17 protein-coding genes and 1 tRNA gene are annotated in these 16,829 nt (G+C 66.5%); 9 read left to right on the forward strand and 9 right to left on the reverse strand.

Annotated elements, in window-relative coordinates:
- Positions 1-27: 27 nt before the first annotated feature.
- Positions 28-3,627, reverse strand: coding sequence for a M1 family aminopeptidase (locus AC56LK_RS11295; protein ID WP_497184627.1), 3,600 nt, complete (start codon positions 3,625-3,627; stop codon positions 28-30).
- A complete protein-coding gene (locus tag AC56LK_RS11300; protein WP_497184628.1) occupies positions 3,624-4,511 on the reverse strand; it encodes an ABC transporter ATP-binding protein in 888 nt (295 codons plus the stop codon). Before AC56LK_RS11300 ends, AC56LK_RS11295 begins: the two co-directional genes overlap by 4 nt.
- 239 nt (positions 4,512-4,750) lie before the next feature.
- On the opposite strand from AC56LK_RS11300, the gene AC56LK_RS11305 reads away from it, so the two are divergent.
- Entirely contained in the window at positions 4,751-5,713 is a 963-nt protein-coding gene (locus tag AC56LK_RS11305) for a hypothetical protein (RefSeq protein ID WP_497184629.1), read from the forward strand.
- Here the strand turns inward: AC56LK_RS11305 and AC56LK_RS11310 are convergent.
- The 7 genes from AC56LK_RS11310 to AC56LK_RS11340 form a co-directional block, all read right to left on the reverse strand.
- The gene (locus AC56LK_RS11310; RefSeq protein ID WP_497184630.1) at positions 5,604-6,824 is read right to left on the reverse strand and encodes a TerD family protein; all 1,221 of its coding nucleotides are present in this window, start codon (positions 6,822-6,824) and stop codon (positions 5,604-5,606) included. The two genes, AC56LK_RS11305 and AC56LK_RS11310, sit on opposite strands and share 110 nt — an antisense overlap.
- Positions 6,821-7,717, reverse strand: a complete 897-nt coding sequence (locus tag AC56LK_RS11315; RefSeq protein WP_497184631.1) for an HpcH/HpaI aldolase/citrate lyase family protein — start codon at positions 7,715-7,717, stop codon at positions 6,821-6,823. The genes AC56LK_RS11310 and AC56LK_RS11315 overlap by 4 nt, the downstream gene beginning before the upstream one ends.
- Position 7,718: 1 nt before the next feature.
- The gene (locus tag AC56LK_RS11320; RefSeq protein ID WP_497184632.1) at positions 7,719-8,816 is read right to left on the reverse strand and encodes a cysteine protease StiP family protein; all 1,098 of its coding nucleotides are present in this window, start codon (positions 8,814-8,816) and stop codon (positions 7,719-7,721) included.
- The gene (locus AC56LK_RS11325) at positions 8,813-9,565 is read right to left on the reverse strand and encodes a hypothetical protein (RefSeq protein WP_497184633.1); all 753 of its coding nucleotides are present in this window, start codon (positions 9,563-9,565) and stop codon (positions 8,813-8,815) included. The genes AC56LK_RS11320 and AC56LK_RS11325 overlap by 4 nt, the downstream gene beginning before the upstream one ends.
- Positions 9,543-10,727, reverse strand: a complete 1,185-nt coding sequence (locus AC56LK_RS11330) for a phosphoribosyltransferase domain-containing protein (protein WP_497184634.1) — start codon at positions 10,725-10,727, stop codon at positions 9,543-9,545. The genes AC56LK_RS11325 and AC56LK_RS11330 overlap by 23 nt, the downstream gene beginning before the upstream one ends.
- Positions 10,724-11,743 (reverse strand): ATP-grasp domain-containing protein, encoded by a 1,020-nt coding sequence (locus tag AC56LK_RS11335; protein ID WP_497184635.1) that lies wholly within the window; start codon positions 11,741-11,743, stop codon positions 10,724-10,726. Before AC56LK_RS11335 ends, AC56LK_RS11330 begins: the two co-directional genes overlap by 4 nt.
- A gap of 82 nt (positions 11,744-11,825) precedes the next feature.
- Positions 11,826-12,401, reverse strand: coding sequence for a TerD family protein (locus AC56LK_RS11340; protein WP_497184636.1), 576 nt, complete (start codon positions 12,399-12,401; stop codon positions 11,826-11,828).
- 207 nt (positions 12,402-12,608) lie between these two features.
- Here AC56LK_RS11340 and AC56LK_RS11345 point away from each other — a divergent pair.
- The 8 genes from AC56LK_RS11345 (at position 12,609) to rpsC (ending at position 16,829) form a co-directional block, all read left to right on the forward strand.
- Positions 12,609-12,685, forward strand: a tRNA-Val gene (locus tag AC56LK_RS11345).
- Positions 12,686-12,951: 266 nt separating this feature from the next.
- A complete protein-coding gene (gene rplC, locus AC56LK_RS11350) occupies positions 12,952-13,608 on the forward strand; it encodes a 50S ribosomal protein L3 (protein ID WP_159698345.1) in 657 nt (218 codons plus the stop codon).
- A 2-nt stretch (positions 13,609-13,610) separates the two neighbouring features.
- On the forward strand, positions 13,611-14,231 hold the full coding sequence (rplD, locus tag AC56LK_RS11355) for a 50S ribosomal protein L4 (RefSeq protein WP_497184637.1): 621 nt from the start codon (positions 13,611-13,613) through the stop codon (positions 14,229-14,231).
- Positions 14,228-14,545 (forward strand): 50S ribosomal protein L23, encoded by a 318-nt coding sequence (gene rplW / locus AC56LK_RS11360; RefSeq protein WP_296315993.1) that lies wholly within the window; start codon positions 14,228-14,230, stop codon positions 14,543-14,545. The genes rplD and rplW overlap by 4 nt, the downstream gene beginning before the upstream one ends.
- Complete coding sequence (gene rplB / locus AC56LK_RS11365) at positions 14,545-15,372, forward strand: 50S ribosomal protein L2 (protein WP_497184638.1); 828 nt, start codon at positions 14,545-14,547, stop codon at positions 15,370-15,372. Before rplW ends, rplB begins: the two co-directional genes overlap by 1 nt.
- Positions 15,373-15,382: 10 nt before the next feature.
- Positions 15,383-15,658, forward strand: coding sequence for a 30S ribosomal protein S19 (gene rpsS, locus AC56LK_RS11370; protein ID WP_137172337.1), 276 nt, complete (start codon positions 15,383-15,385; stop codon positions 15,656-15,658).
- Positions 15,655-15,987 (forward strand): 50S ribosomal protein L22, encoded by a 333-nt coding sequence (gene rplV / locus AC56LK_RS11375; RefSeq protein WP_171085678.1) that lies wholly within the window; start codon positions 15,655-15,657, stop codon positions 15,985-15,987. Before rpsS ends, rplV begins: the two co-directional genes overlap by 4 nt.
- 11 nt (positions 15,988-15,998) lie before the next feature.
- Entirely contained in the window at positions 15,999-16,829 is an 831-nt protein-coding gene (gene rpsC / locus AC56LK_RS11380; RefSeq protein WP_436107909.1) for a 30S ribosomal protein S3, read from the forward strand.

Genomic DNA, 16,829 nt, shown 5'->3' on the forward strand with positions numbered 1-16,829 from the left:
GTGGGGCTGGGTCGGCGTTGGCGAGGGCTAATTTTCCGGCGCCCCCGCCGGCACCGTGAAATTGTCCCGGCGGTTGCGTTCCACTAGCCGTAAGGCCGGCTCCACGGCCACCATCCCCGGCGCCTGCCCGACAATGACGCTCACTTCGGACTGCCCGGCGCCGAGCCGGTGCGCGCCGAGGTAGAGCGTCCTGGCGCCTTCCTCCGCGGCGTCACGGTCATAGATGCCGACCTGCAGCGGCACTTCCAGGCCGGTCTCACTCCCATTGCCGGTGCGCTCGTCGATCAAGAACCTGCGCGCCTCCAGCTGCAGGGTGACGCGGTAGCGGCCATCCTCCATTTTTCGGTAGCGCGCCTGCCTGGCCTTCAGGTCGTAGCGTGCAATTTGCTGGAACGATTCCTCGATGAGCGCGCGCTGGTCCGGCGCCCGGCGCACCAGGGCCGCGACCAGGTCGAGCGTGGTGGCCGGCGTGCCGGGGTAGGCATGCGCCGCGAGCAGGTCGCGCAAGGCGGCGTCGATCGCCGCCGCGCCGAGCGATGCCGTCAGGCCGTGCATGACGACCGCGCCTTTCGAATACATCAGGTAGGACTGGTGCGGGGCCGTCCGGTACAAGGGCAGTTCGCGGCCTTCCTCGTCCGCGCTGCCGCGCAGGTAGCGGGCCAGCTCGTAGTCGACCTGGTCGCGCAGGGCGGTCCTGCCCTGGAGCTGTTCCAGCACCCGCATCTCGGCATACTTGGTCAGGGTTTCCACCAGCACCAGGCTGCCCGCGACCTGTGCCGGCGCGAGCTGGTGGCCCCACCACTGGTGCGCCACTTCATGCGCGATGCGGCGCGTCACCTGGCTGCGCGAGCGCGGCGCGCGCAGGTCCGCCAAGAAACCGCCCTGTTCGCCGATCAGGATCAGGCCCGGCATCGCGAAGCCGGTCAGCCCCGCGCTTGCCGGCACTTCGACGATGCGCAGGTGGTCCTGCCGGTAGGGCCCGAAATGCTGCTGGAAATAGTCCAGCGAGGCCAGCGCCGCGGCGCGCATGGCGGCCACGTTGCCGTCATGGCCGGGATGGTGGTAAATCTCGACCTGCACGCCGCCGTGCCGGGTGCGGTTGCTGCGGTAGCGTCCCGAGTAGAAGCCTGCGACGTCGCGCACCGGGCCGTCGGTACGGTAATGGTAATGGCGGCGTGCGCCGGTTTGCCAGGTGGCGAGCAGCCGTCCCGGCGCGAATGCGGTCTGGTCGGCGTCGGTGGAGATGAGGGTGTCGAAGCTGCGCCAGTCTTCGCCTTCGCGCAGCCTGGTCTCGCCGGCCGCGAGCTCGCTTTCGACGCGCGGCGCCGGCCCCTGCGGCGCCAGTCCGCGGCGGATCCGCTCGGCCGGATCGTCGAGCTCGAAGCGGGGCAGGTAGCCGATCGCCGGCAGCAGGCCGGGCGCGAACAGGACCGTCGCGTCGGCGCCCACCGACAGGGTGGCCGGCATGTCGGCGAAGGCCGGCGGCCGCGCCGCGATCTCGAAGCGCATCGTCGCCTCCCGGCCGGGCTGGAGGGCCGGCTCGAAGCGGTACAGGGTCTGGCCGAAGCGCGCGTCGTGGCGCACGATGCGTGCCCCGTCCAGCACCATGGCGCGGGTGTCGGCATGGCGGCTCGAGGCCACCAGCAGTTCCGCGATGGGCCTGCCGCTGCGGTTGCGCAGCCGGTACTGCCCCTTGATGAGGAAGTGGGCGGCGGCGGGGTAGAGCGCGACCTCGGTGCGCACCGCCTCGACCCGTGCTTGCGGCAGGTGGCGGTAGCGGGCATAGCGCCGCTCGTACTCGGCACTCCATGCGATGCGGTCTTCGGTACTCGCGTAATCCGCCCTGACATTGGTCTGGACGTAGATATGGCCGCCGAGCGCGCACAGCGCCAACGTGCAGCATGCTGCCGCGATCCGCATGCCGGGGCTGGCCGCTGCCGTGGTGCGTGCCCGGCTGCGCTGCATGCCGCGCTTCCACAGGACCAGGCCGGCCATTGCCAGCAGGGCCGCCAGCGCGCTCCAGTAGGCCATGTACCAATGGAAGGCGGTCGCGGAACCGCCGTAGCCGCCTATCTCCGAATGGAACAGCGCGGGCGCGCGCGCGTAGCGCAGCATGGGGTGCTCGATGCCCAGCGCGGCGCCGATGTCCGCCGCGGCCAGGGTGCAGGCGCCGGCCAGCAGCATGGCGGCATACTTGTTGGGCACCAGCGCCTGGAAGAACAGGGCCAGGACCGCGGTCAGCACCAGCGGCAGGCCGGCGTAATAGAACAGCGACAGATACAGCCGGACGCCGGTGCCCGGCACGGGATAGCCCGTGGCGAGCTGGAACGCGAGCGAGCAGGCGATCGCGAGCGCGATCATCAACAGCGGCAGGCAGGCCAGCGCCAGCAGCTTGGCGCCGAACATGGCGGCGCTGGAGACCGGCGTGCAGTCCAGCAGGCCGTCCATGCGCAGGCTGCGCTCGCGCCAGGCCAGTTCGCCGCTGAAGAAAATGATCAGGAGCGTCCCGAACATGGGAAGCATCTGGAACTGGAACCCGTTCAGCAGCAGGCTGGTATGGGCCAGGGCGCGTGCCCCGCCGTCGGCGTTGTCGATCGCCTCGAACAGCGCATTGGCCACGAGGAAGGTCCAGGCCAGCATCATCGCAATGAAGGGCCAGCCTTTCAGCACGACACCCAGCTCGAGACGGGCAAGCGCGAGCAAGTTCCGCCACTGGGAGGGTCGCACCGCCACCGGCAGGTAGCGCGCGCGGGGTCGCGGGCCGGCGGCAGGCAACTCCATGGCCTGCGCCCCGGTACGCGCGGCTGCGGCGGGCGTGAGCCGGTAGCGGCGGTAGGCCAGCGCCAGGATCGCCAGCGCCGCCCCGAGCACCAGCAGGCGGTTGGCGAGGAGCGCCCCTGCCAGTGCGATCAGCCGGCTGTTCTTTTCGGCGGCGTTCCAGTGCATGCCCTGTTGCATCACGGCCGAGATACCGAAAGGATCCAGCAGGGCCGCCAGGGCCATGCCCTCGGCGGTCGGCGGACTGGCCTGCGCCAGCAGCGGCGAGCCTCCCACGATCGCGCCGGTCCAGTACAAGGCATACAGGAACAGTGCCGCGGCATAGGTGGCGATCATGTTGCGGGTGAAGGCGGCCACGCTGAACAGGACGGCCGCCGCCAGCGCGACGTTGGGCACGACGATGAGCGCAAGGGGCAGCAGGTAGTGGCCGGGCAGGCGCGGCCCGAGCTGCTGGCCGGCTTCCAGCGGCAGGAAGCTGGCGCCGAACATGCCGAGCGCCAGTGCGCACACCGCCGCCAGGCTGGCGGCGAAGGCACCGCCGAAGCGGGCCAGCAGGAGATGGCGCTTGCCGACCGGGCTTGCACAGACGAGTTCAGCCATCCGGTAGTCGGTGTCGCGCAACATGGCGCTGGCGCAGAACACCATGGCGGCGAACACCGACAGCAGCGACAGCATCGCCAATCCATACGCGATCATGTAGGGCGCATTGAGGTTGACGTTGGCGCTGCCGCCCAGGCGTCCGTGGACGAAGGCGCCCAGGGCGGCGAAGCACAGCACGGCGAAGCGGAAGCCGTTCTGGCGCGTGTGGAAGCGCCATTCGAAGCCGATCAGCAGGAGCAGCTGTTTCATGCCGGCCTGCCCGCGTCGGCCACCTCGTTCAGCACCGAGAAATACACGTCTTCCAGGTCCGGCGTGGCCGGCGTGAAGCCGGCATCGGGGCAGCCGTCCGCCAGCACCCGCACGCGCAGGCGGCCCGCCAGCAGCCGCGACGAGATCAACTTGTGCCGCGCCCGGCAGGCCGGCAGCTCGGCGCGGGCGAGGAAGCGTTCCCATACCCGGCCGTCCAGCTGGGCGACCAGGTCGGCGGGCACGCCCCGGCGCCGCACCGTGCCGGCCGCCAGGATGGCCATGTCCCGGCACAGGTCGAGCACGTCGTCGACGATGTGGGTCGACAGCAGGATGACGATGCTCTCGCCGATCTCGCTGAGCAGGTCGTGGAAGCGGTGACGTTCCTGCGGATCGAGGCCCGCGGTCGGTTCGTCGACCACGATCAGGCGCGGGTCGCCCAGCAAGGCCTGGGCGATGCCGAAGCGCTGCCGCATGCCGCCCGAAAAGCTGCTGACCGCGCGCCGGCGCTGCTCGTAGAGATTAGTCAGCTGCAGCAGGGCATCGACCTGTTCCTTGCGCTGCGCGGCCGAGGTCATGCCCTTCAACACCGCCATGTGGTCGAGCAGGTCCGCGGCGGAAATCTTCGGGTACACGCCGAAGTCCTGCGGCAGGTAGCCGAGCCGGGCCCGCAGGAAGCCGGGATCGGCCGCGATGTCGACACCGTCGAAGCGGATGCTGCCACTGTCGGCGTCCTGCAGGGTCGCGATGGTGCGCATCAGGCTGGACTTGCCGGCCCCGTTCGGGCCGAGCAGGCCGAAGATGCCGGTGCCGATCGTCAGGTTGATGTCGTGCAGGGCGCGTACCCCGTTGGGGTAGGTTTTTGCCAGGTGGCTGATCTGAAGCATGGTAGGGCCGGTGGATGGTCGATCACCGGACTATAAGGCCGGCGCAGAGGCTTGCCGAGGCCTTTCCGACGAAGCTTGTGTTGCGCGTTGCGAATGGGCGGTTTTGCCGGATAAGCGGGGCGCCGCTGCCGGGGCGTCGGCCATGCGCCACAGTGCGTCGTGCGGCCCTTGCGCCGGCATCCCAGCCTGATACGCTGGTCTTCTGCCCGTCCCGGGCGCATGACGCAATGGAGGAAAGCATGAGGTCAGTGATCATTACTGCCATCCTGTTCATCGCGGCACTGGCGGGCAGCCCGGCGCAGGCGGAAGGCACGGGGGTATGGGCGGCATACGCCTATGACATGCCACAGGGCAGCGACAGCCGCATCCTGAGGCCAGAGTCGCGCAGCGAGCCGACGCGCGCGGTACTGGCCTGGTGGGACGGGCCGCATTCGGCGATCGTCGCTGCCGATGCGGGCTTCGGGACGGCCAGCGCCAGCGCCCTGGTGAGCTCCGCCGAGGGGGGCATCGTCAACCATTACATCAACAGCGGCTTCGCGGACGAGATCACGCTGTCGCGCCCCGACCTCCTGGGCCAGCCCGGACGGATCACGATCAGCTTCCACTACGAAGGACGGATGACCGTGTTTGCCGGCGAAGGTGCGCAGCTCAGCGTGGGCACCAGCTTGCTTGGCTATGTCAACGACGCCTCGGGGTCAGTGTCGGAAGACATCAATGCAGGCGACTTTTCCGGACACGTCAAGCGGACCTACCTCAACGATGTGAATGGCATCAGGCAATGGGACACCCCTTTCGAGGACCGCTACCTGACGATGACGGCGGATTTCGTGTGGGGCGAGCCGGTGCGCTTCGGCCATACCGCATGGACCAGCGGCTATGCGGCCGGATATGGCGGCCACGAGGCGATGCTGAGCGCACAGTGGGCCGGCATTCTGGAAGCAAGTGCCGGCGGGAAGGCGATCAGCGACTATTCGCTGAGCTCGCTAACCGGCACCGACTACACGCGCTCCTTCGTGTCGGCCGTGCCGGAACCACGGTCCTTCATGCTGCTGGCCGCAGGCTTGTGCCTGTTGGCATGGCGCCTGGCAGGTCTCAGCCTTTCGACCCGGTCTTCCAGCGCAGCCCGAAGCCGAAGTGGCGGTCCATCAGCTCGTGCGCGCTGGTGCCGCCCTGCTGCTGGAAGTACTCGGCCAGCTTGGTGACCTGCAGGCTGCCGCCCCGGTTCTCGATCAGGGCGATCGCGCACATCATCTGGTTGCCGCCGCCGTCCAGGCGGACCTCGATCGGCGCCTGGTCCGGCGCGGCGATCGTCACCACGCCGTCGGTCGCCGCCCAATTCGGCACGCCTTCGTAGATGAAGGAGAAGATCAGGGCGCGGCGGATCTGGTCGAAGCGCTCGCCGTTGAGGTACAGATTCTCGCCGCCGCTGACTGCGCCGGTGCGGTCGTCGGCGTCCAGGCGGATGAAGGGTTCGCGTTCGAAGTCGCCCCAGGCATTGCCGAGCGCCTGCACCAGTCCGCGCCGGCCATCGGCCAGCTCGTACATGCAGCCGAGGTCGAGGTCGATGCCGCCGCGGCCCTTGCGGCCGGCGCCGCCACCGATCAGCTTGTCGAAGAAACCGGCCTTCGGCTGCGGCGGGGCGGCGGTGGCCGACTGGTTCCAGTTCAGGTTCACATGGATGCGGCCGAAGCCGCGGCCGGCACGCTTGTCGAGCGAGACCTTGTCGCCGCGCTTTTCCAGCGTAACTTTCGACAGCGAGACTTTCGGGACAGGTGCAGGGGCGGGGGCCGGGGCAGGGGCCGGCGCCGCCTCGGTTCCGCCGAAATGCGCCAGCAGCGCCGCCAGCCCGCCATTGAAACCTTGTCCGACCGCGCCGAAACGCCAGGAGCCGTCGCGCCGGTACAGCTCCGCCACGATGACTGCCTTCTCGTCGCCGAAGTCCGCGCCCGACCAGGGGAAGCGCAGCGCGCTGCCGAGGTTCAGGGCGCAGGCGCCGAGCGCGCGCATGGTTTGCGTGCCGTCGATCGCGGCGACGAAGACCAGCTTGGCGATCGTCGCCGGCAGCTGGTCGAGGTTCACCGCGAAGCGCGCGCCCGATCCTGCCAGCTCCAGGCGCACCGCGCCTTCCGGGCTGGCCAGCTGGTTGTAGAACACCATGTAGCGCTCGTCCGACAGGCGGTCCGCCGCATCCAGCCCGAAGCAGGACACGTCGACCGACATGCCGGGCGCCTGGATGTCCAGCTCGACGGTGAAGGCGCTGCCGGTGCCGAGGTCTGCCAGCTTGCCCTTCTGGCCACGCGAAAACAGGTTCATGAGGGTTCTCCTTCCATCGATGTCGAGCCGAAACGGTGCGACTGCTCCACCAGGCGTTCGGCCCAGGCGCGGTGCGTGGCCACTTCGCACATGGCGTCGTCCATGCGGAACACGGCGGGGCTGGCCTCGTCGAGGATGGCGCGAGCCACTGCGAGGTCTTGCGGGCGCACCTGGTAGTGCTGCTCGATCGGGCCGATCTGGGTCGGGTGGATCGCGGTCTTCCCGACCATGCCGTGGGCGAGATCTTCCAGTACTTCCTGGTCGAGCAGCGCCGGCAGGTCGAGGTATTCGAATACCGGGGCGGTCAGGGCGAAGCCCCAGGGACGGAAGGTCGTTACCAGGCGTGCGATGACCGGGCCCAGCGGCGTGCGGTAGATCGTCATGCCGCGCGGCCGGCGCAGGCCCAGCAGGGCAAGCAGGTCATTGCCGCCGATGCGCAGCGCCAGGATGCGGTGGCGCACGCCCGCCGCTTCGAACACGGCGCGCAGCTGCTGCATCTCGCTGTCGCTGAAGACTTCCGCCGTCTCCAGCGTCGGCATCAGGACGTGGTCCGTGTCGCGCACCAGGCGGAAATAGGTCTCGAAATTGTGCCGCGTGATCTTCGGCAGCACGAAGCCGGTCAGCTTCTCGACGCCCGGCATGGCCAGTACCCGCGCCATCACGTCCGGGTTGCGCACCCGGACGAAGCGCTCGGCCGCGACCTCGCTGCGCATGTTCGCCAGCACCACGGACAGGTTGAACAGCGACCAGCTCAGTTCACGGTCGGCGATGGCATCTTCCGTGCAGAAGATGAGCGAGCGAGCGCCCGGCAGCTTGTCGCCGTTTGCGATCTGTACCAGGTCCTTGTGATTGGCAGGCACGTACAGCGACGCGCCCATAGACTTATTTGCCAACTTAAGCATCCGATGCACTCCTGATCAGGGAAACCGCGTGGTAGGGCAGGGCCGGGTCGATCGCGACCGGCACCTGTTTTTCTTCGGCCAGCACTTCAAGGTGCCTGACATCCGGCGTACCCGGACGGCGCAGTACCAGCAGGCGCGGCACGCGGCGCAGCAGCACCCGGGTCGCCTCGCCGATGCCGGGCTTGATGAGATTGACGTCAAGGATGCCGTAGCGCGCCATCGCGCCGGCGAGGTAGCTGCGCGAGCGTTCCGCGGCCGCCTGCGCGTCGAGCGGCGCGGCAGGCGGAAGGCCGCCGTCCGCCAGCGCCAGCGCCAGCGCCACCAGCGCGTCGGCGAAGCGCTGCGACTGGTCGGCTTCGGCGAACCCGGCGAATTCTCCGTAGTAGACGCAGCCGTGGAAGTCCTCGGGACCGATCCGTTCGTCCAGCACCGTGCGGCTGACCAGTCCCGACACCGTCGCATTCAGGATGCTCGACGGGATCAGGTAGTCGTCGCCGGAGGCCGCGCAGGCGGCCGCGCCGGCCAGGTCCGACAGCACGTACAGGCCGTTGTCGATGTTGACCGACTGCGTGGCGTTGAAGGCGGACACCGACAGCGCCAGCTCGCGTGCGATGACGCCCTTGCCGGTCCAGCCGTCGGCGAACACGATCGATTCCGGCGCGTGGCCGCTGGCCAGGATGTGGCGCAGCGCCGCCGCATCGATGCCGCGGTCGCGCACGATCGACACCGAATAATGTACCGCCTCGCGCTGAAAGACCTCGCGCAGCAGGCGTGCCAGCACCACGCCCACCGGCGTGCCGGCGCGTGCCAGCGACACCAGCGTGATGGGGCCGCTGCGCCGTGCGTCGATGAGCGCCGCCAGCCGCAGGCAGTCGGCCGCCATGCGCGCATTGTTGGCGCGGCAGGCGTCCTCGAACACGCCCAGGTAGCGTGCCGAGGGGACTGATTCGGGCGACAGCATCTGGCTGTAGTGGCGCCGGCCCGACTGGATCAGGCGCTCCTTGTCCGCGACGTCGGTGAATTCCTGGGCCTGCAGGCGGGTCAGCAGGAAGTGCACTTCGCCTTCGCGGTAGCTGCCCGGGAAGCTCACAGGGCCTCCACGGTCAGGCGCGCCAGCTGGGTGGCGCGCGGGACGATGGCGTAGTCGCAGGCCGCCATGAAGCGCGCGTCCGAGCGGCTGTCGCCCATGCCGAAGGTGACGACATCGCCGTGCGCGGCGCGCAACAGCGCCGTGACGTGGGCCACGGCATTGGCCTTGTCGAGCGCCTTCGGCAGGATCGCCAGGTTGTTGCCGTTACGGTGAACGACGTAGTCGCGCCGGCCGTCCGCGATCCAGGGCCGCACGACCTCAGCCTCGATCGGCGCCAGGCGCTCGTGGCGCTTGTCCGGATCCTTCACGACCAGGAAGAAGGGCGTGGCGAAATCCTCGATCATGCGGGCGCGGCCGCCGAAGCCGGTACGCGCGGCGTAGTCGTCGATGTGACGGGTCAGCTCATGCAGGCCGGGCAGGGCCGCATGCATGGCCGTGCGCATCCCTTCCAGCCAGGCGCGGTCGGCGCTGCCGCCCGGCTCCAGCACCACGCCGCCGTAGTTGATGATGGCGTAGCTGTCGAAGGGCAGGTGCACGCGGCGCAGGCCGTCATGGTCGCGCGCCGTGGTCGGGATCACGGTCATCCCGTCCTGCACGAAGCTGAGAAAGGCGCGCTGGGCGCGCGTGGTGTACGAGCAGATGCTGCCGTCCTTGTAATAGGCGGCCGGCTCGAGCGCCTCCGCGGCGGCGCACTTCTCGAAAGTCTGGAACAGCGTATCGTCCAGGTCAGCGAACAGGAACTTCTTCAACTTTAGCCTCGGACTGGAAGTGGAACAGGCGCGCGCCGAGCTGGCCGGCGAGCTCGCGCAGCGCGGCATTCGGCGCGGTCTCGTGGCAGACCAGCACGTGGTCATACTGGCCGGGCGCGATGTTGTAGATGAAGTTGGCGATGCCTTCACCGTAGTTGTCGGGGAAGGCGAGCGCGTGGCCGACAGCGCCCCAGCTGAGGATCGGTGAGCGCGTGGTCGACTGCACTCGGACGTCGACGCCGCGCGCTTCCAGCTCGCGGCCGAGCAGCAGGGCGGCGTGCATGAATTCACCGGTGCCCAGCACCGCCACTTTCGCGCCGGGAGCGAAGCCCGGGGCCAGGCGATCCGCCAGCGCCGCGGGCGTACGCAAGGCCCGCTGCAGGCCCAGGCGGCCGAAGCACATGCTGGCGCCGCGGTCCGCGTCCGGGTCGAAACGCTGGGCCGGGGTGGCCGGGGCCACGTAGTCGCCAGGCGTGAAACGGTACTCCCCGCTCACCAGCGCACCCATCGTCACCGGCAGGCCGAAGCGGGCCGACAGGCCGGCGGTGGCTTCCGCTCCCATGAAGTTGGTGATGGTCGCCAGGTGCACGCGCGCGATGCCCGGGTTCAGGCGGCGGCAGGCCTCGCTCAAGTTGAGGAAGGTGTTGCCGGTGCTGGCCTCGTCGTCCACCAGCACCAGGGTGCCGGCCTGCAGCAGCAGGGCGCGCAGGGCCGGATCTTCCGGCAGGTGCAGGAACTGGCGCGGCGCGTGGCTGTGCGCCTCCTCGAATTCGATCAGGGGGCCGGTGCCGACGCGGTAGCGCGTGGTGTGGACGAACAGCGCCTCGCGCCCGGGATGCGCGCGCAGCCAGGCTTCGAACACGCCCTGGCCCAGGCCGATCGCGGTTTCGGCCATCGCGATGAAGACCACCGGGCCATCGGCCGCCGGGACGGTGGCGGCGATCCGGTCGTGGACGGCGATCATGTCGGCGGGCTTCACCGGCCAGTGCTTGCCCAGCACCTTGCTCAGGAACAGGAAGCCGCGCTTGGCGTTGGCGCGCGCCGCGAAGCCGAGCAGGGACTCGAGCTCGTCGGCGCCGTCCGCCAGCGTGACTTCGAGCGTCCCGGTCGGCAGCGCCACGCTGCGCCGGAGCAGCTGGGCTGCGTCCGACTTGGCGTTCATGGCAGCTCCACGGCTTCGGCGATCTCGGCGACGCGCATGCCGTTGGCGACTTCCGGCACTTCGACCGTGTCGAAGCCGTCGGCGAAGCCCTTCAGGGCGATCCACGGCAGGTTCGGCCCGGCGGCGCAGGCCATGCCGATCCCGCCCGACATGCGCGGGTTGATCTCCAGCAGGCGTGGCTTGCCCGCAGCCTCGCGGAACTGCACGTTGAAGATGCCGTTCAGGCCATAGTCGGCGGCCAGCTTGGTGGTCGCCTCGATGATTTCCGGACGCATGTCGATCAGCTGGCCGCTGCCGGCCTGCGCCAGCTTGCGGCGCGCCACCGCCGCCACCAGGCGGCCCTGGTCGCCCACGCAATCGACGCTGTATTCGCTACCCTCGAGGTATTCCATCAGCAGCATGGTGCGGAACTCGCCGAGTTCGCCCAGGCCGCGGCGCAGGTCCTGGTAGCCGATGTGGTACTCGACGCCGCCCAGCAGCAGGGCGGCGGCGCTGCGCTCCTCGTCGACGATGGCGAAGCCGATGCCGTAAATGCCGCGCGAAGGCTTGATGCACAGCTTGGCGTGGCGCGGGCGCAGTTCGGCCCAGGCGGCGTCGAAGCCGGCGAGGTCCTCGAAGCGGCGGAACTCGGCCACCGGCGCCTGCGGCAAGTGCGTCTCCGCATAGAAGCCGGCCTTGTCGTGGATGAGCTGCAGTTTCTGGGGCGTGGCCGCGCTCAGCACGCGCGTACCGATTTCCAGGAAGCGCGCGTGGTGGGCCGCCAGCGTGGTGGCCTCGCGGCCCGGCACGAAGATGTCGATGCGCTGCTTGCGGCAGAACTCCAGGCACCAGTCGACGTAGGCGGCCGGTTCGAGCCCGGTCGGCTCGCCGTGGAATTCATGGGCCAGGCGCGCCGCCGCCGTGTGGCGGTTGGCATTGCTGTGGATGATGGTGAAGCGGCCGGCGGTGTCGGCTGCGCGGATCAGCCGGATGGCGGCGTAGACGGACGAAAACGTCCTGTTGTACCAGACGCGCATGAATTCTTTCAAGACAGGTGGACGTGCGCCCGCACGAGGCGGGCGCGGGAATGCAGGCGGCGTGGGCGCTCTCTCTATATGCTCAGACGTTGACGCCGAAGGAGCGCGCCAGCGGACCCAGGCCGCCCTTGAAGCCCTGGCCGACGGCGCGGAACTTCCATTCGCCGCCGTGGCGGTACAGTTCGCCGAAGATCATGGCCGTTTCCGTCGAGCTGTCCTCGGACAGGTCGTAGCGCGCGATCTCCGCTTCGCCGGCGGCATTCAGGCAGCGGATATAGGCCTTGGCCACCATGCCGAAGTTCTGGCGGCGCGCGTCGGCGTCATGGATGGTCACGCAGAACGAGACCTTGTCGATGTCGGCCGGCACGCGCGCCAGGTCGACCATGATCTTCTCGTCGTCGCCCGCGCCCTGGCCGGTGGTGTTGTCGCCGGCGTGCTCCACCGAGCCGTCGCTCGATTTCAGGTTGTTATAGAAGATGAAGTCGCTGTCGCCGCGGACCTTGGCATCCGCCTTCAGCAGGAAGGCGCTGCCGTCCAGGTCGAAGGCGGCGCCGTCGGTGGAACGCGGATCCCAGCCCAGGCCGATGATCACCTTGGTCAAGCCGGGCGCTTCCTTGCTCAGGTTGACGTTGCCGCCTTTCTGCAGACTGATTGCCATACGTACTCCTTGTAAGTAAGAGGATGGTGAGGGCCGGCGCCGGCCACCTGCCAATATAGGCGTTAATTGTCCAATTGTACATGTGTGGGATTTCACAATGTCTGTACGGGACGCTCGGGGATCCTGGCGCCGGAAAAACCTGTTTGCACGATTGCACAACACAGCTATTGCAAAAACCGGAAAGCCGCACGTATAATGCGGCTCCCCGGGCGGTTAGTTCAGCTGGTTAGAATACTTGGTCGACATCCAAGGGGTCGCAGGTTCGAATCCTGCACCGCCCACCAGACTTCCAGATCGCAAGCCCCAAGGCTTGCAGAGAAAAAGTGTGTGATGCACCTTTTCTGTGCTGACCAGCTAGGTCAGATTCCTCGCTCTCTCCAGGACACTGCGGAAAACGCAACAGGCCGAGTACACCTCGATTTCTCCTGTTGCGCCGTTGCCGTTTGCACGCTATACTAGCCGGCTTCGGTATGGGCACGTCTTTTTCAGCCCGTACTTTTTTAGTAGTACTAATTAGCCCCGCCCAATCGTAGGTGGGAATGGAGAAAAAATGAGCCTGGGCCTCCTCGGTCGCAAGGTTGGCATGATGCGTATCTTCACGGATGACGGCGATTCGATCCCTGTCACTGTGCTGGACGTGTCCAACAACCGTGTTGCGCAAGTCAAAACCCCTGAAACTGATGGCTACACTGCAGTTCAGGTCGTCTTCGGTCAACGTCGCGCCTCGCGCGTGAACAAGGCCGCCGCCGGTCACTACGCCAAAGCTGGCGTGGAAGCTGGCACGATGCTGCGTGAATTCATCATCGATTCCGCAAAAGCCGCTGAACTCAAAGCCGGCGACACCATCAATGCTTCGATGTTCGAAGTGGGCCAGAAAATCGACGTGCAAGGCACCTCGATCGGTAAGGGCTACGCCGGTACCATCAAGCGTCACAACTTCGCCTCGGGTCGTCAGACCCACGGTAACTCGCGTTCGCACAACGTTCCTGGCTCCATCGGTATGGCGCAGGATCCGGGCCGCGTGTTCCCAGGCAAGCGCATGACCGGTCACATGGGCGACGTTACCGTCACCACCCAGAACCTGGAAATCGCACGCATCGACGCTGACCGTCAACTGCTGCTCGTGAAGGGTGCCGTTCCTGGCGCCAAGAACGGCCAAGTGATCGTCAAGCCGGCTGTCAAAACCAAAGCCAAGAAAGGAGCCTAAGTATGGAACTCCAGCTCCTGAATGAGCAAGGTCAAGCTGGCGCCGGCGTTGCAGCTGCCGACACCGTGTTCGGCCGTGAATACAACGAAGCCCTGATCCACCAGGTCGTGGTCGCCTACGCCGCCAACGCGCGCAGCGGCAACCGCAAGCAGAAAGACCGTGAAGAAGTCAGCCACACCACGAAGAAGCCATGGCGCCAAAAAGGCACCGGCCGCGCTCGTGCTGGTATGTCGTCGTCGCCTCTGTGGCGCGGCGGTGGTCGCATCTTCCCGAACTCGCCTGACGAGAACTTCACCCACAAGGTCAACAAGAAGATGTTCCGTGCAGGTATCTGCTCGATCTTCTCGCAGCTGGCCCGTGAAGGCCGTCTGGTCGTTATCGAAAACCTGTCGATCGAAGCGCCAAAGACCAAGCTGCTGCAGCAAAAACTGCAGGGCATGGGCCTGGAATCGGTCCTGGTGATCACCGACACCATCGAAGAGAACCTGGAACTGGCATCGCGCAACCTGCCGCACGTGCTCGTCGTCGAGCCGAAAGCAGCTGACCCGATGTCGCTGGTGTTCTACAAAAAAGTCCTGGTCACCAAAGCAGCACTGGCCAAGATCGAGGAGATGTACGCATGAGCGCCGCAATCAAATTCAGCGAAGAGCGCCTGATGAAGGTGCTGCTGGCTCCGGTCATTTCCGAAAAGGCGACCTTCGTCGCTGAAAAGAACGAACAGATCGTGTTCAAGGTTCTGCCGGATGCAACCAAGCCAGAAATCAAGGCGGCCGTTGAACTGCTGTTCAAGGTCGAAGTGGAATCGGTGCAAACCGTCAACCGCGAAGGCAAGGTCAAGCGTTCGGGCCGTTTCACCGGTCGTCGCAACCACACCAAGCGCGCTTTCGTGGCCCTCAAGCCGGGTCAGGAAATCAATTTTGTCGAGGAGGCTAAATAATGGCACTCGTTAAGATGAAGCCAACCTCCCCAGGCCGTCGCGGCATGGTGAAAGTTGTGACCGAAGGCCTGTACAAAGGCCGTCCGCTCGCAGCCCTGGTTGAGAAGAAATCGAAGACTGCTGGCCGTAACAACAACGGTCACATCACCACCCGTCACATCGGCGGTGGCCACAAGCAGCACTACCGTCTGGTCGACTTCAAGCGCCAGAAGGATGGTATCCCTGCCAAGGTCGAGCGTATCGAATACGACCCGAACCGTACCGCGCACATCGCTCTGCTGTGCTACGCGGACGGCGCCCGTGCGTACATCATCGCTCCGAAAGGCGTCGCTGTCGGCGATACCCTGATGAACGGTTCGGAAGCGCCGATCAAGGCCGGTAACTGCCTGCCGATCCGCAACATCCCGGTCGGTACCGTGATGCACTGCGTCGAAATGCTGCCTGGCAAAGGCGCACAGATGGCCCGCACCGCCGGCGCCGCTGTCGTCCTGATGGCCCGCGAAGGCACCTACGCCCAGGTTCGCCTGCGCTCGGGTGAAGTCCGTCGCGTGCACATCGAGTGCCGTGCAACCGTGGGTGAAGTCGGCAACGCCGAACACAGCCTGCGCAAGATCGGTAAAGCCGGTGCGATGCGTTGGCGCGGTGTGCGTCCGACCGTCCGCGGTGTCGTCATGAACCCGGTCGATCACCCGCACGGTGGTGGTGAGGGCAAGACGGCGGCAGGTCGCCATCCGGTGTCGCCATGGGGCCAGCAGACCAAGGGCAAGAAGACGCGTTCGAACAAGCGCACTTCGTCGATGATCGTCTCGCGCCGCGGCAAGAAATAAGGGATAAAACATGACTCGTTCATTGAAAAAAGGGCCGTTCATTGACGCCCACCTGGTGAAAAAAGTCGAAGCCGCGCAAGCGACCAAAGACAAGAAGCCAGTCAAAACCTGGTCGCGCCGCTCGACGATCTCTCCTGACTTCATCGGTCTGACCATTGCCGTGCACAACGGCAAGGTCCACGTGCCGGTGTACGTGTCGGAGAACATGGTCGGCCACAAGCTCGGCGAATTCGCGCTGACCCGTACGTTCAAGGGCCACGCTGCTGACAAGAAGGCGAAACGATAATGGAAACTAAAGCAATCCTCAAAGGCGTTCGCCTGTCGGAACAGAAAGGCCGCCTCGTTGCTGACCTGATCCGCGGCAAGAAAGTTGACGCAGCACTCAACATTCTGCAGTTCAGCCCGAAGAAGGGCGCGACCATCATCAAGAAGGTTCTCGAGTCGGCAATCGCCAACGCGGAACACAACGATGGCGCGGACATCGACGAACTGAAGGTCGTGCAGATCTACGTTGAAAAGGGCCCGATCCTGAAGCGCTTTACGGCTCGCGCCAAAGGCCGCGGTGATCGCATTTCTAAACAATCCTGTCACATTTACGTGACTGTCGGTAACTAAGGGGTCACAGAATGGGTCAGAAAATCCACCCAACCGGCTTCCGCCTGGCGGTCACCCGTAACTGGGCATCGCGCTGGTACGCTGGCAACGGCAACTTCGCCGACATGCTGAAGGAAGACCTGGAAGCTCGCGCTTTCCTGAAGAAGAAGCTGAAGAACGCTTCGGTCGGCCGCATCGTCATCGAGCGTCCTGCCAAGAACGCGCGCTTCACCATCTACTCGTCGCGTCCTGGTGTCGTGATCGGCAAGAAGGGCGAAGACATCGAAGTGCTGAAGACTTCGCTGGCGAAGATCATGGGCGTGCCTGTGCACGTCAATATCGAAGAGATCCGCAAGCCTGAGATCGATTCGCAGCTGATCGCCGACTCGATCTCGCAGCAGCTCGAAAAGCGCATCATGTTCCGTCGCGCAATGAAGCGCGCGATGCAGAACGCCATGCGCCTGGGCGCTGTCGGCATCAAGATCATGTCGTCGGGCCGCCTGAACGGCATCGAGATCGCACGTACCGAATGGTACCGCGAAGGCCGTGTGCCTCTGCACACCCTGCGCGCCGATATCGACTACGGCACCAGCGAAGCATCGACCACCTACGGCATCATCGGCGTCAAGGTCTGGGTCTACAAGGGCGACCGTTCGGTCACCGGCGAAGCTCCAGTCATCGACACCCCGCCGGATGAGAAGAAGCCACGCGGCCCGCGTCGCGACGACGGCAAGCCGTCGCGCGGCCCACGTCCGGCTGGCGGCGCACGTCCTGGCACTGCAGCACCAACCGTCCGTGCACGTCCGGCTGTGAAGCCTGCCGCCCCGGCCGCCGCTGCGCCAGCTGAGAAAGCAGGAGAATAA

The sequence above is a fragment of the Telluria sp. ZB4P36 genome (assembly GCF_059685865.1).